We start from the raw sequence: 14,423 nt of genomic DNA on the forward strand, positions 1-14,423 counted from the left end.
ATCTTAAGATCAATTAAGATATATCTTATATTTAAATAAAATAAATATCAAACCCATTTTAAAAAGTGTAGTATTTAACCATAATTACTATTTTGAGTTATTTTTATGGGGAAAATCAGAGATATGCTTTCTTCAGGTATGACAGATGGGGAGCGAAAAGAGGTAGAAGAAGCTCTCAGACAACTTAGCGCGTTACATGGAAAGCTTTCGGCTAAATACACATTAGCTGATAATCTTGAGCATATAACTGATGGACGTACTGCTGCATCAAAAATGATTAAGGGTGAGATAGAGCAACTTCAAGCAGATATCCAAGATGCTAAAGCCTTAAAGAATCAGCTTCAGTCAGAACTAGATGAATTATTACAACTAAAACTAGAAATTTCTTCTTTAAAAGATATGATTGAATACAAATATGAAGATGGATTTACGACCTTACAGACTTTAAAAGAACTATTAGACTCGGATAACTTAGCTAATCTATATAATAGAGCAGATAAACTCAAAGAACATTACCAATCTTACTTTGAAGCAACTGAAGGCGAGGAACTTAGTTATAGTCAAAAGCTTGATAAACTATCGACAAAAACTAAAGAACTATATTCCTATCTCTTTAATAACGAAGTCGTAATAGAAGGATTGGAAACTTCACGTGAACAAGCAATAAAGAAAAAATATCAAGAAATTGAAAAATACTATGATTATATCTTCTTAGATAAAACTGATAAGGATGGACAAGCACTTTCATCCTACTCAACAATGTTTAATAAGCAAAAAGCTAGCTTAGATAAATTTTATGTAAAAATTTTTGGTGATGAGAAAAATCACTCATTAGAAAATGAGCTAGATACACGATTAACTAATTTAAGTAGTATTGAAGAACAAGCTTTAAAGACAATCAATCAAGCAAGTAGTGCTGGCCTAGCAGGTGGTTTTTTTGACAAGGTTAATCAAGCTAGGGAAAGTAAAAAGAATAATTTGTGGGTATTTGGAATCTCTTTATTCTTGCTTGCCCTATTCAATTTTTTAACTATTGAATTTGATAAATTAGATCAAATTACAATCACATCAATCATAGTCAGAGTAATATTAAATGTTCCTTTAATTTGGATTGCAACTGTAGCTAATATTAATTTGAATAAATATTCAAAATTAGAGCAGGAATATGGCCACAAAGAGGCTCTAGCACGCTCCTTTGAAAAGTATAAATCTGAAATTATCACACTCAATGCCGAAACTGATGAGACAATCTATCTTAAAACCAAATTATTAGATCTGAATTTAGAAGCATTTAGAAAGAATCCAGCTGATGGAATGGAAACCGCAAAATCTGATTCTTTTTTTGAAAAAATGATCCCCAATATAAAAAAGGAAAAGCAAGAAACCTAAGTTTTCTTAAAAAGAAAACCCGCCTTTCAGCGGGTCTTCTTTCAAATCAGCTCAGTATTATAAACGAACCAATTCCACAATTTTCTCAGCCAATTCTTCAACAGACTCTTGCGTGAAAGTTACATCTGTCGCTTCTGCAACAGTAGTAATGACCGCAATCCCTGTTTCACGAAGAAGTGCCACTTGAGCCGCATCAAGGTCAGCTTTCGCAATCGCTACAATGCCTTGTTGAAGCAACAGGTTTTCAATCGCTTGGGCATTTTCCAATGCTTTTGCAGACACAGTAATTGACGCAGGTTTTTGACCCAAACGTGCTGCACGGTCTTCCGCTGTTACCGGATTGGTATGAGCCGACCATTCAACAGACTCTTCTACCATACCGGCACCAATCGTTACGTTGTTCAAACGATCAATGAAGATAAATGAACCGGTATAACGGCTGTCCTGATAACGGTCAAATACTACTGGTGCATCAAATTCAATAGTGACATTGGCAATTGCATTCAGCTCAAGGTGATCCACTTGCATTTGCTCAAGTGTATTCACATTGGTACGGAAGTTAATGCCAGTCACTTTGGCAGGAACAGTTTGCGTACCAATTTTAATGTTATACAACTTGCCCAGCACAAGCGGTTGATCCGCCATCCATACCACAGTCGCTTTAACCGAACGCGAAATTGCAGGAATCCCCTGATCTGCACGGATCAACATATTACCGCGTGATACGTCAATTTCATCGTTTAGCGTCAATGTCACTGCTTGACCTGCAAATGCATGTTCAAGGTTGCCATCAAAAGTGACGATCTCTTTAATCGTTGAAGATTTGCCCGATGGTAAAGCAACAATTTTATCGCCCACGTTAATTTCACCAAGCGCAATCGTACCTGCGAAACCACGGAAGTCGAGGTTAGGACGGTTTACATACTGCACAGGGAAACGGAAATCACGTTTCGCGGTATCACGGTTAATTTCAACAGACTCAAGCGTACCCATTAAGGTTTCGCCAGTGTACCACGGCGTATTTTCAGACTTGTTCACCACGTTATCGCCATTCAATGCAGAAATAGGCGTAAAGATGATGTTGCTTGGCTTACGGTCGCCCAATTGGCTCACGAAGTTGGCATAGTCGGCTTGAATTTCATTGAAGCGCGCTTCAGAGAATTCAACCAAGTCCATTTTGTTAATCGCAACAATAATGTTCTTAATACCGAGCAAGCTTGCAATATAAGTATGACGACGAGTTTGAGTTTGCACACCATAACGCGCATCAATCAAAATGATCGCGAGGTCACAAGTAGATGCACCTGTAGCCATATTACGTGTGTATTGCTCATGCCCCGGAGTATCAGCAATGATGAACTTGCGTTTTTCTGTAGAGAAATAACGATATGCCACATCAATGGTAATACCCTGTTCACGTTCAGCTTGCAAACCATCTACAAGAAGCGCTAAGTCAGGCGCATCGCCTGTGGTGCCGACTTTTTTAGAGTCACGGGTTACCGCTTGCAATTGATCTTCATAAATCAATTTTGAATCATAAAGCAAACGACCGATTAAAGTCGATTTACCATCATCCACGTTACCGCAAGTCAAGAAACGCAATAAATCTTTATTTTCATGTTGTTTTAAATAGCCCAAGATATCCTGGCTAATGAGTTCTGATTGATGAGACATTGCTCAAACTCCACATATTCTTTAGAAATCGGTTGTTTTAAATCTCTTTGAATCCACCTAAGTCCTCCATAAACAATGGAGGACTGCCCTTTTTTATTTGCCCCTCTTTTATAAAGAGGTGAGCAGCACTGCTGCGCAAGGGAAATTTATAAAGGGATTCTTAGAAATAACCTTCTTGCTTTTTCTTTTCCATCGAGCCTGCTTCATCATGGTCAATCATACGACCTTGACGTTCAGAACTGGTGGCCAAAAGCATTTCCTGGATAATTTCCGGCAAGGTGTTGGCAGTTGATTCAACCGCACCCGTTAATGGGTAACAACCTAATGTACGGAAACGTACCGATTTCATTTGTGGAACTTCGCCCTCTTTAAGAGGCATACGTTCATCATCAACCATAATCAGTGTGCCACTGCGTTCAACTACAGGACGTTCTGCAGCCAAATAAAGTGGTACTAATGGAATGCTTTCCAAGTAAATGTATTGCCAGATATCAAGCTCAGTCCAGTTTGATAACGGGAACACACGAATACTTTCACCTTTGTTCACTTTACCGTTGTAAAGATTCCAAAGTTCAGGACGCTGATTCTTAGGATCCCAACGGTGCTTCGTATCACGGAACGAATATACACGCTCTTTAGCACGTGATTTTTCTTCATCACGGCGCGCGCCACCAAAAGCAGCATCGAACTTGTATTTATCCAAAGCCTGTTTTAAGCCCTGGGTTTTCATGATGTCGGTATATTTAGAACTACCATGATCAAACGGGTTGATCCCAGCGTCTTTCCCTTCTTTATTTTGATGTACGATCAAATCGAAACCATGGGTTTTCGCCATGTTGTCACGGAATGTGATCATATCTTTGAACTTCCAGCCCGTATCGACATGCAATAGCGGGAATGGGAGTTTTGCAGGATAGAAGGCTTTTAAAGCAAGATGCAGCATGACGGCAGAATCTTTACCAATAGAATACAACATGACCGGATTTTCAAATTCGGCAGCCACTTCACGGATAATGTGAATACTCTCAGCTTCTAGCTGTTTAAGATGAGTAAGTCTTTCCTCATTTATGGACATTGACAACACCAGCTCAGATCAACGTGTACTTATTACACTTTTAAAAATATATATATTCATTATAAAGATTTAGTTATCACAACTATTGCTTGTTTTATTATATTGATATGCAAAATTGTCATATAAAGCTTATCTAATAATGAGTATAAGTTTTTATTAATGATTCACTTAAATGATGATCTATTCTTTTATTCAGATAGGGCTGTTACCACAAGCCAACATTAAAATTTACAAAATCTTATCTGATTGGTTATTCCTCTAAAACATCTATGTTATTCGTGCTGAAAATTGCATAGAGTAGCCAAATTCTCTCCCATCTCCTATGTTGTTTTGAATTATGCCTACGTTAGACTGTACTCTTGAATCCATTAAATCTAGCCTGGAACAGGCACAGCTTGCTGGTCATATCTATCAACACAATGAGCATTTTCTGATCTTGCAAGAACCTTTGAATGATGATGGTTCAATCCTGAATAATTTTGTGCAACATGAACTCAGTGCTGACCAGATTGGGCTGCAATTTGGACTAAGACTTTCGGATAATTATTTCGATTTTTTGATGGGTGTTACCTATAGCAACCAAGACCGTAGCTATGAAATTGGTGCGGGTAATCTTAAGGCCGATCAAAAAGCATTTAACTTGCTGTATGCTTTTTATAACTACCCCAAAGCGTTCTATTTGGTCAGTCTTCCACTTGCAGCCAATAGTGCGCAACTTGAAGAAGCGATTGAAAGCCAATTATTCAATCAACCTGAATTAAATTTCCTAAATACCGCGGTTAAAACTAATCCGATGGGACAACCAGTGCACTGGATGAATAACTTTATTACGCAACAGGCCTTGGACATGAAAGTTCGTATTCAAACCTGTTTGCATTAAGCTTTATCTGAATTAGGCGCGGCTTAAATCAAGATCTGATTATTTTGAGATCTCCTGCATTTAGCCAATTTAATCAAAGTGTGGATGATCAGCATCTTCTAGGCCTTTATGCATTTCTACTCTTTTACGGGAGGAGGAATTTAAATCATCCTCTATAAACCTTACTAAAAATACTCCTTCATAAAATAATAAGTCTGCTCAACAACTGAATTCGCATTTATATCAACATGAATTCATTTTTTAGACAAATTTATTTCTTCAATACTCTGTTTAATTTAGATTATTTTTAGATAATAAACAATAACTTGAATAATTTAAACGAACAAATGTAGAGAGGTAAACAATAATGGGGGAACTTATTACTCATCCTTTCACCCTCATTTTCAGCGTTTGTATTTGCCTGATGTTGCTATCAGGCAGTTTAGAGCTAATTTTGCTTTTACTGGATAGTGGCTCTCAAGGGTAGTTGGAGCAATTTTTCCGGATGATTTAAGCACTGCACAACATATTGAAATTGACATCAATACAGATCCGATTATTTTTATTCAAGTTTTAGACTGGTTATATTTGGGTGTGTGCCACTTTTTGTCTCGCTGATTATTTTCTTAACCATTTATAGTTTAACCGGTTGAATTATTCAGCCGTGTGGTTAATGAAACGAATAACATCTTGTCTACTGAAAGGTAGAAATACAGATTCGTTTAGCATTATTAAAATATTTACACGAAATTATCCGTAAAAGCATTAAGCTAATGGAAAATATAATGATATTAATCAGATTTAAATCAATAACTTAGTATAGATATACGACATCAATGCACCAGGTAAAGGCTATTTGGATCATGGGCAAATCCCCTATCTGATTAAGTAATGAACAGGGATTTACGTTATCACACTCTAACCCTCGCTCATTGATAGCCGGATGAATCAACTGGGTATTCAAGCAGGTGATATTCATGACTTAACGCAAAGGCTCAAGTGACTTCATCTAAATAAAAATTTAAAAAATGCAGTCAAATTGGCTGCATTTTTTTATTTTGAATCGAATAAATTTTATACAATTATTCTGCATAAACTTACTTGAGTTATACCTGTAGAAAGTTACATTATCTGCTGATATTGCATATATAGAGCATAATAATGACTCACTCTATTTACCCCGCCTTGCGGTTTAAAGAAAATGCAAAAGCTGCGTTGGAATGGTATTGCTCCATTTTCCCAAATAGCCAAATTACTCAAGAACTGGACACTGCGGTAAAAGCACAATTTTCAGGTATCCCATTTGTTGGTATTAATGGTGGTCCCTCTTTTACAACCAATCCTTCTATTTCTTTTATGGTGATTTGCGAAAGTCGTTCTGAAATTGATAAATTTTGGAAGCGCTTGATTGATGGTGGTTCTACCCTAATGGAATTAAATCAATATCCATGGAGTGATTATTACGGCTGGCTACAAGACCACCATGGCTTTAGCTGGCAACTCTATTTAGGTAAACTATCAGAGGTCAATCAGCAAAAAATTGTTCCCACCTTGATGTATTGCGGTGCATATCAAGGACAGTGCCTAGCAGCTTTAAATTTCTATCAAAGTTTATTCGAGAGCTTTCGGACTCAAGGCATCTTAAAATATACCGAGGGTGAATTTGCCGGACAAGTGAAACATGCTCAAGTCATTGCAAATGACTTTACCCTTATGGCAATGGACAGTGGTATTAAACAAGACTTTGAATTTAGTGAGGGGGTTTCCTTAGTCATTGAATGTGAAAACCAGGCTGAAATTGACTATTACTGGAATGGAATTACCTTACACGGCACTGAAGACTGGTGTAGCTGGTGTAAAGACCAATTTGGTGTCAGCTGGCAAATTGTCCCGAAAAATTTAGGGGAGATTTTAAACAATAATCCCCATGCCCTAGACGCCATATTCAAAATGAAAAAACTTGTAATTGATGATTTAATTCAAGCGCAATAAAAATTAAAAAATAAAATTTCACAGAAAAAAACCACAAATGATTTATGATTTTTTCAAAAAACAATGATTTATCGAGCAAAAATTAACTAAACGCGAGTATAAACAAAATGATCAATTTTAAACAAATATATAAAAATCGTTTTACCCACTGCCTTTATTTAAGTTTAGGCTGTCTGCCTTCCACTGTAAACTCTGCAGATTTAACTCAAATTAAACGTCACCCCATAGATGATATTGTTCAGCAGAATACTGTCAAAAAACCTATTTCCTTAGCAAAGAGAACCACTAAAATTGATCAGATGCGCATTATGCATATCGATATTGATTACATATATGACAAAGACAAAAAACAGCAACAGGAGAATATGCGGACTTTAATAGAACGGATTCAACAGATTCAACCAAATACCGTTTTTTTACAAGCTTTTGCTGATCCAGATGCGAATGGCTCGGTAGATCAGGTTTACTTTAAAAACCGTCATATTCCATTAAGAGAAAATCTGTTTCCGCTCGTTGTGAAGCAAATTCGTAGCAAAACTCAGGTAAAACATATATATGCGTGGCTGCCTTTAATGGCTTGGGAATTTCCAAAAAGCTACCACATTCCATATGTTTCACATAGTGATGGTGGAAAGCAAGGTTATATTCGGGTTTCTCCATTTGACCAACAAAATCTGAAATACGTTTCTGAAATTTATTTAGATTTTATGAAGTCTAATTCAGTGGATGGTGTGCTCTATCATGATGATATTACCCTGAGTGATTATGAAGATATTTCTGCTCCTGCCCGAAAGATGTATCAATCGTGGGGGTTTAATTCAGAGCAGGTATCAAAACTCCACAATTCTCCAAAAAAAGCACCATTAGCTCAACACAAAACAGCATATCTTGACCAATTTGCTGAAGGTATTAGCAAGATACTTAAACAACAGCAACCAAATATCCTTACTGCACGGAATATGTATGCACCCGTGGTATTGAATCCGGTAAGTGAGAACTGGTTTAGCCAGTCGATGCCCAGCACATATAAATACTATGACTACAATGCGATCATGGCGATGCCCTATATGGAAGGAGCAGATGATCATCAGCAATTCTATTTAGACTTAATCACCCAGTCAAAAAAATACGATCCTGAATTGGATCGTACTATTTTTGAACTGCAAGCTGTAAATTGGAAAAATAATCAGAAACTTTCAACACAAGAAATTATTGAGACTATACAGTTATTAGAGAAACATGGGGTAAAACATATTGGTTATTACCCCGATGACTTTGTCAATGAACACCCCCAACCTTCTAGGCTGAAATCCGCTTTTTTAACTGATGATTGATCTCGAAAAACTCTAGTTTTCCTTGTTCATCATAATAAAGAGTTAAATTTTTAGCCAGTTGCATATTTAGGATATCAACTGTATTGACTTTAAAACTACTGGCTAACTGTTTTTCATCTATGGCTAATGGAGCTCTACGACGGTCTTCTCCATGAAAACGAACCCAATTATAAGTTGCCCAAAGTAGTAGTCCACAAATAAAGATGGTAATCATGGCGATGATATTCATTAGACTCAGCTGGCTATTGGGTTCAGCTTGTATCACCATTTGCTGATAAATAGTTTTACCTTCAAGCCACCAGAAGAATATCGTTATCACTGGCATAAACAGCCACATAAAAATGAACCACCCCACGATTTGTAAACTGTAACCGATGCTCTTATTTCGTACATATTCGGGTCGATCTATATATTCAGGAAGTTCTAACTTTGACTCATCTTCAATAAGATAATATTTATTTACATTAGTCATTTTCCGTCTCTCCTCTAAATCCACGGTCTGGGCTAACCCATCGCGCACGTTTTTGAGTTTTGAAAATTGTTTTAGGTAATGCAACGACCGTGGTCAGCATGGTGAGAATCCAGAAGAACAAAGGATACCAAATGACCCAAAAATAGTTCCTGAAGATTCGATCTTTATCGTAAGGTTTATCAATACATAGACTGACAAAGAATTGAACAAGACAAGTCATTCCTAGAATAACCCCATACCATTGAGGAAAGAGAGATTGAATTGCCCACTCTCCTGGTAAAGAGAAAAACAGACCATATAAATATAAGGCAATAATACCGGACATCACGTATGCCCAAACCACACTGACAATTGATTCCAGTGCAATCGGCCACATGCGACGTAGGTTCCATTTTAGTAGACTTGAGGAATAAGCAAACAGGACTTCAATTCCACCCTGAGCCCAACGTAAACGTTGTTTCCATAATCCATTCAATGTTTCTGGCATATAGATGTAACATAATGCTTTGGGTACATACTGCAGATCCCAATGATCGAACTGCAAACGCCAAGACACATCAATATCCTCTGTGATCATGTCATCACGCCAATAACCAATGCGGTCTAAAGCAGTTTTACGAAAACCTGCAATTGCACCTGATACGGTAAAAATACGTCCATAGGTTCGTTGTGCACGTTTAATCAAGCCAATAATAGATGAAAATTCACCGACCTGAATTTTACCGAGGATGCTAGAACGATTGACAATACGTGGATTACCCGTCACCGCTCCGACACGAGGATAATTCGTTAAATGGTGCATCATCCATAACACAGCATGCGGGTGTAATAAGGCATCACCATCAATACAAACCAGATATTCATTTTGACTGACCATCGCACCTGCACGAAGCGCATAGGCTTTACCTTGGTTTTCAGCCAAATGAACCACTCTAAGTTTTGGATATTGCAGTAAAAGCTCATTTAAAATTTCAGCCGTTTTATCTCGACTCCCATCATTTACCGCAATCACTTCAAAATTTGGATACTGGGTTTGCATCGCAAATTTAATGGTATCTCTTATCTGTGCTTCTTCATTAAAACAAGGAATAATAATACTGCAGGCATGCTCACTAGCTGGTGGTATTGCGGGTTGTTTACGTTCATGCTTTAGATAAAACCAAATGCCGCCTGCAATCCAAATCCAAGCCATAAATAATGGGTAGAAAAAAGCAAAACCAAAATAAAAATCACTGACTCGAAGTTGATCAAACCATTCCATTATTTCGCCCCCTTAGCCAAGTCGCGCTCATAAGGATTCCGATAAGTTAATGGACTACTATTAGTGCTTAACTCTCTATAAAGATTCTCTTGAATCTTCTGTCCTTCTTTTACTTGATAATTATTAATACCAATTTTTTGTACTGATAGATTTTTTAAGGTTTGATAATCATACTGATATTGCTTCCATTCACGTTTTGTGGCATTTGGATTGATCGTAAAACTAAAAATTAAACGTTGTATTTGACGATCATTCAATTGTTGTAATTGCTTTTGTATAGCCTTAAATATTTCAGGATGACGTACTGGATCAAATTCAATGTAAAGGAAATCACTATAAGCTAAACTATGCTCAATTAAAGGTTTTAAACCATCAATATGTTTATCCTTTAAACTCATTTTGAGAGCAGTTTGATAATTACTACTAATGTTTGCGTAATACTTTGCCCTTTCTTTAGTTCTTTCTTTAATTTGAAAAACTTTATTCATTTTCTGGCTACAGTCATCATCCCAAGTTTTATTTTGTATAGCACATGAAAACTCATCTCCGATTTCTATCATCAAGCCTTCAAGATGTGTATTATTTTTAACCAAATCAGCTGTCAGCTCCGCAAGATTTAAACCTTGTTTTGTCTCTAAACTAATTGGCAGTTCTGCATATACAGTATTACCAATACGCGTACGTGCCTGCCAAACTGTACGGTTAAGCAGATCTTGACGCATACTTAACTGTCGAGTTGGGAAATAAGCAACATCTATTTTTCCATCGTCATTTTCATCAGCTACAGTTTTTAATAAAATCATATTGGTTTTTAATGCATTGACTTGATCTAAAAATTGTCCTAGTTTTTGATCAAAAATTTGATTATTCGGACTAACCATTTCAGTTAAATCGAAACGGATGAAACTACTACGTTGCTTGTAAGGCGCACGTACAAAAGTTAGAAAATCCACCATCTCCGCGTGAAGTGTTTCAGGCGTTGGATTATTCATCACAAGAGCACGTTGATATGTTTTACCTGTATCTGCAAGCGTAGACATGCTACCCAAGCTAAAAGACATTGGTAATCCTGCTTTTACAGCAAGTTGTTCACTTTCTTTCGTCACTGCACCGTAGGGCCAAAAAACTGCTAAAGTATTGATACCCAATTGAAAGTCTAAATTTTTTTTAGATTCTTTTAAATCTGCAATGACTCGTTTTTGATAAGCTTGATCAGACTCGTATTTTTTAACTTTGGGTAGATATTCGCGGGTTATTGCCGCAGGCTGCATATTTTTTTGCGGATTGGCAAGAATACCTTTATGCATATTGTCAGAGTGTGAAGCAAACTCAACTAAGCCTGAGTCTTGCATTTCACGCATTTGATCCCAGTTCATCAAATTATTTTCACCATAGGCAACATAGGCATCTTTTGTATTGCCATTAATCCAACTGGTTGGAATTGCAAATACCGCTGGAAGATCATATTGCTTCAATAAAGGGAAGACCCGGGTATAACTACTTAATGCACCATCATCAAAGGTTAATAACACCGATTTAGGAGGTAACCTTTTTTTCTTTTGACGAGCTTGCCATATATCTTCTAAGCGAATTGGATTCCAGCCCTCTCGCTTAAGCCATGCAAAATATTGCGCTAAATTTTTAGTACTGATTGCATAAACATCTCTATCTCCTGTGCGAGCAACATCATCTCGCACATCATGAAAAGTAAGCGTAACAAACAGGTTATCTGGGATTTCGATTGCAGACCTAGTTTGATTTTGAGCCATACTCACGTTAGGAATTGCCAAAACACCTGTCAGCATTAATCCAAATATTTGTTTTGTTATTTGCTTCATTAAAAACGCCCCTCAAAACCAACAACCCCATATGTTCTCTTTTCATCTTCCCCGTCATAAGGATGTGTTCCCCATCCAATGCCATAGTTCAGACTCCATGTTCGATAAATTTTCCAGTCATGTCGATATAACACGTTATAAATCGGTTTTGAGGAAAATCCATCTTGCCCAAAAGTTCCGATAGTTGCTTGAAAATGTTGTTTAAAATTTTGATCATAACTGCGCCAAGTCATCCAATCATGCTGTAAAGTCAGTTCAGCACTATAACTTTCTTCAGGATTGAAATAGTCAACTTGAACTTTATCGTTTTGACCGTAATACCCGCCTAAAGTCAGACTAGTGATATGATGAGGGGACTGAAAAATCTGCTGTTTAAAGTAAGGGGAAATTTCCTGGCGGATATTCCCATCATCAATATCAGTTATTTGATATGTCACTCCCGCTTCACGAGATTCATTTTCCTGCCAATTAATAGCAACGCTATAAGACTGACCTTCATTACCATTTTTAATGGCTTGTAATGGAATATTGGCCTGACTATTAAACCCCAACATATACTGCCAATGGTCATTCAACCATTGTGACCAATCCAGTTGCACACCAAAACGATCATCTTGATCATCAATGCTTTGAGAAAAGAGAATATTTGCAGCTTTACGACGAGATGCCCATTCAAGCCCCAACCCTAAACGTTGATCATCAATTTTACCTTCTGAATAATCAGCAGAACGAATACGATGATCGATATAAGTACGATAGTTGTCATAAAACCAAGGACTATTAATGCGTGTTAAGTTTTCATGTTCTTGGCTTCCCTTTAAACGATTGAGCAAGGCTGAATTATCAGATTCACTCTCTGAAAAAGTACTCTGATGTTGAATAGATGCATGATTTCTATCATCAAGCTCTTTTTTACTTTTTATGACTGCGGTATCTTCTGGCAAATTTTGCATGAGATAAGCATTTAACATACGCCATTGTTGAATATCCCCTAATGCTTGCATGTTCTGTAAATGATTAACTCGAACACCTGGATCAACTGGTTCAACGCCGTCCCATTGTGCCAATGTCCATTCTGAATGCTGTGGTTTTTCACGCCATCGTTGAATGAGTGCAAGATGATTTTGATAAACCACATTATTTGGCGCTTTTGCAACCAACTCTTCAAAATGTTGTTCTGCTTTAGCATCCTCATTACGATACGCATAATTGAGACCGACCAATCCTAAATATTCAGTACGGTCATCATGAGTCACTTTATCCACTCCTTTTGCATTACTGTATTGAAAAGTAGGTAATAATTTGTCCATATCCAGGAGTAATTGGTTGGCTTCTTTAAATTTTTCTTGTTCAATTAAAGAGTAATAAATACCGGAATAAACATCAAAATTAGGATAATTTTTTTCTTTCAGTAAACTCTTATATTGCACTTCAGCCAATTTAGGTTGTCGAGTTTTTAAATATGCATCCGCGATCGAATGACGCACATACGCAGGCATCTGCTCAATCGGCAACCCAATTTTTGGAATTTGTTCAAAGATTTTTTGAGACCGATTTCTTTCATTTAACACATAAATATATTCATAATAAAATTTACGTTTAATATTTAGATCAGGCGGCAAAGTAGTTTCAAACTTTTCCATATCAGCAATAACGAGATCAAGTTGTTTATAAGCAACTTTCCCCCGGTCGCGATACATTGAAAGTTTGTAATACTCCACTGCATTTTGAATGCGCTGGGTAAATTCATTAATTTGTATATAAGTTCGAAGTTGGGGATTTTTTGTTAGTAATTCATTCTTTTGAATATACTGATCAGCTTTAGAATAATTAGCATTTACCATCAGTGCCAATGCATACTGTTCTTGCGAACTCGTATTTTGATTTTTTTCAACGGCTAGGCTAGCTGCTTTTAATTCTTCAACTGGCATATTTAGAATTCGATATGTGTAAGCGAGCTGTGCTAAATAATCTGCTTCCACATAATTAATATCAATCTGAGAAAGGGTTTTTTTTGCTTCAACTTCTTTACCCGCTTCTGCCTGTAATACTCCTATCCACACAGTCCATATTTGATTTTGATCAGTTTCAGCGAATTTTTTTGCCCATTGTTCTGCTAATTCAAATTCTTTTAAATCACGCAAGGCTTTAATAACATTTACTTTTGCATATCCTGGAAATTGTTTATTCTGTATATTAGAAAGATATTTAATATCTTTTTCAGTAAATTTTTGATTTTCATATGCCATTACCACAAAGTCAGCAATCAGCTTCTGATTGTTAGGTTGAAGCACCAATAATTGCCTGAATTTTTTTAAACCTGCATCCACCTGCCCCTGCTTAATCAAACTCACCGTTGCTTCACGTTGCGGATCCACCGTGTCTCTATACAATAATTCTGCATGCAGGAATGTAGAAAACAGTAAAGTGCCACAAGAGAGTGTAAGTATATTTAATTTAGAATTAATTTTATTCATATTTAAAATATTCATCATTCATTGTTATTAATTGTTGCAATCCAATAAACAA

General features: G+C 36.7%; 10 protein-coding genes and 1 pseudogene. 5 read left to right on the plus strand and 6 right to left on the minus strand.

All coding sequences use genetic code 11. The features are described 5' to 3' along the window. Positions 1–105: 105 nt before the first annotated feature. Positions 106–1,389, plus strand: coding sequence for a coiled-coil domain-containing protein (locus tag ACP69Y_RS05950; RefSeq protein ID WP_425917015.1), 1,284 nt, complete (start codon positions 106–108; stop codon positions 1,387–1,389). Positions 1,390–1,446: 57 nt separating this feature from the next. On the opposite strand, the gene cysN is transcribed toward ACP69Y_RS05950, so the two are convergent. Both cysN and cysD read right to left on the minus strand, forming a co-directional pair. Beyond that, the gene (gene cysN / locus ACP69Y_RS05955) at positions 1,447–3,063 is read right to left on the minus strand and encodes a sulfate adenylyltransferase subunit CysN (RefSeq protein ID WP_425917017.1); all 1,617 of its coding nucleotides are present in this window, start codon (positions 3,061–3,063) and stop codon (positions 1,447–1,449) included. A gap of 160 nt (positions 3,064–3,223) precedes the next feature. Next, a complete protein-coding gene (gene cysD, locus ACP69Y_RS05960; RefSeq protein WP_171459113.1) occupies positions 3,224–4,132 on the minus strand; it encodes a sulfate adenylyltransferase subunit CysD in 909 nt (302 codons plus the stop codon). A 343-nt stretch (positions 4,133–4,475) separates the two neighbouring features. Here cysD and ACP69Y_RS05965 point away from each other — a divergent pair, with 343 nt between their 5' ends. The 4 genes and pseudogenes from ACP69Y_RS05965 to pgaB (ACP69Y_RS05980) all read left to right on the plus strand — a co-directional run bounded on the left by ACP69Y_RS05965 (position 4,476) and on the right by pgaB (ACP69Y_RS05980) (position 8,323). Beyond that, positions 4,476–5,018, plus strand: a complete 543-nt coding sequence (locus ACP69Y_RS05965) for a hypothetical protein (protein ID WP_425917019.1) — start codon at positions 4,476–4,478, stop codon at positions 5,016–5,018. 639 nt (positions 5,019–5,657) lie between these two features. Further along, positions 5,658–5,786 (plus strand): annotated as a pseudogene (locus ACP69Y_RS05970) (flotillin domain-containing protein); the annotation flags it as partial. A gap of 372 nt (positions 5,787–6,158) precedes the next feature. Then, a complete protein-coding gene (locus ACP69Y_RS05975; protein WP_425917020.1) occupies positions 6,159–6,989 on the plus strand; it encodes a VOC family protein in 831 nt (276 codons plus the stop codon). A 107-nt stretch (positions 6,990–7,096) separates the two neighbouring features. Then, the gene (pgaB, locus tag ACP69Y_RS05980) at positions 7,097–8,323 is read left to right on the plus strand and encodes a poly-beta-1,6-N-acetyl-D-glucosamine N-deacetylase PgaB (RefSeq protein WP_425917022.1); all 1,227 of its coding nucleotides are present in this window, start codon (positions 7,097–7,099) and stop codon (positions 8,321–8,323) included. On the opposite strand, the gene pgaD is transcribed toward pgaB (ACP69Y_RS05980), so the two are convergent. From pgaD to pgaA, 4 genes are all read right to left on the minus strand, one after another. Next, positions 8,289–8,795: a poly-beta-1,6-N-acetyl-D-glucosamine biosynthesis protein PgaD gene (gene pgaD, locus ACP69Y_RS05985; protein WP_425917024.1), complete on the minus strand. Its 507-nt coding sequence runs from the start codon at positions 8,793–8,795 to the stop codon at positions 8,289–8,291. The genes pgaB (ACP69Y_RS05980) and pgaD overlap by 35 nt on opposite strands. Then, positions 8,788–10,056, minus strand: coding sequence for a poly-beta-1,6-N-acetyl-D-glucosamine synthase (gene pgaC, locus ACP69Y_RS05990; protein WP_425917026.1), 1,269 nt, complete (start codon positions 10,054–10,056; stop codon positions 8,788–8,790). The genes pgaD and pgaC overlap by 8 nt, the downstream gene beginning before the upstream one ends. Continuing rightward, complete coding sequence (gene pgaB / locus ACP69Y_RS05995) at positions 10,056–11,825, minus strand: poly-beta-1,6-N-acetyl-D-glucosamine N-deacetylase PgaB (protein WP_425917276.1); 1,770 nt, start codon at positions 11,823–11,825, stop codon at positions 10,056–10,058. Before pgaB (ACP69Y_RS05995) ends, pgaC begins: the two co-directional genes overlap by 1 nt. A 68-nt stretch (positions 11,826–11,893) precedes the next feature. After that, positions 11,894–14,371 (minus strand): poly-beta-1,6 N-acetyl-D-glucosamine export porin PgaA, encoded by a 2,478-nt coding sequence (gene pgaA, locus ACP69Y_RS06000; protein WP_425917027.1) that lies wholly within the window; start codon positions 14,369–14,371, stop codon positions 11,894–11,896. Between the last annotated feature and the right edge of the window lie 52 nt (positions 14,372–14,423).

Source organism: Acinetobacter sp. TSRC1-2 (assembly GCF_049895885.1).
Classification (GTDB): Bacteria; Pseudomonadota; Gammaproteobacteria; order Pseudomonadales; family Moraxellaceae; genus Acinetobacter.

Coding starts and splice junctions, on each gene's coding strand:
- ACP69Y_RS05950 (WP_425917015.1), top strand. CDS start 106: ATGGGGAAAATCAGAGATATGCTTTCTTCAGGTATGACAGATGGGGAG.
- cysN (WP_425917017.1), bottom strand. CDS start 3,063: ATGTCTCATCAATCAGAACTCATTAGCCAGGATATCTTGGGCTATTTA.
- ACP69Y_RS05965 (WP_425917019.1), top strand. CDS start 4,476: ATGCCTACGTTAGACTGTACTCTTGAATCCATTAAATCTAGCCTGGAA.
- ACP69Y_RS05975 (WP_425917020.1), top strand. CDS start 6,159: ATGACTCACTCTATTTACCCCGCCTTGCGGTTTAAAGAAAATGCAAAA.
- pgaB (WP_425917022.1), top strand. CDS start 7,097: ATGATCAATTTTAAACAAATATATAAAAATCGTTTTACCCACTGCCTT.
- pgaD (WP_425917024.1), bottom strand. CDS start 8,795: ATGACTAATGTAAATAAATATTATCTTATTGAAGATGAGTCAAAGTTA.
- pgaC (WP_425917026.1), bottom strand. CDS start 10,056: ATGGAATGGTTTGATCAACTTCGAGTCAGTGATTTTTATTTTGGTTTT.
- pgaB (WP_425917276.1), bottom strand. CDS start 11,825: ATGGCTCAAAATCAAACTAGGTCTGCAATCGAAATCCCAGATAACCTG.
- pgaA (WP_425917027.1), bottom strand. CDS start 14,371: ATGAATAAAATTAATTCTAAATTAAATATACTTACACTCTCTTGTGGC.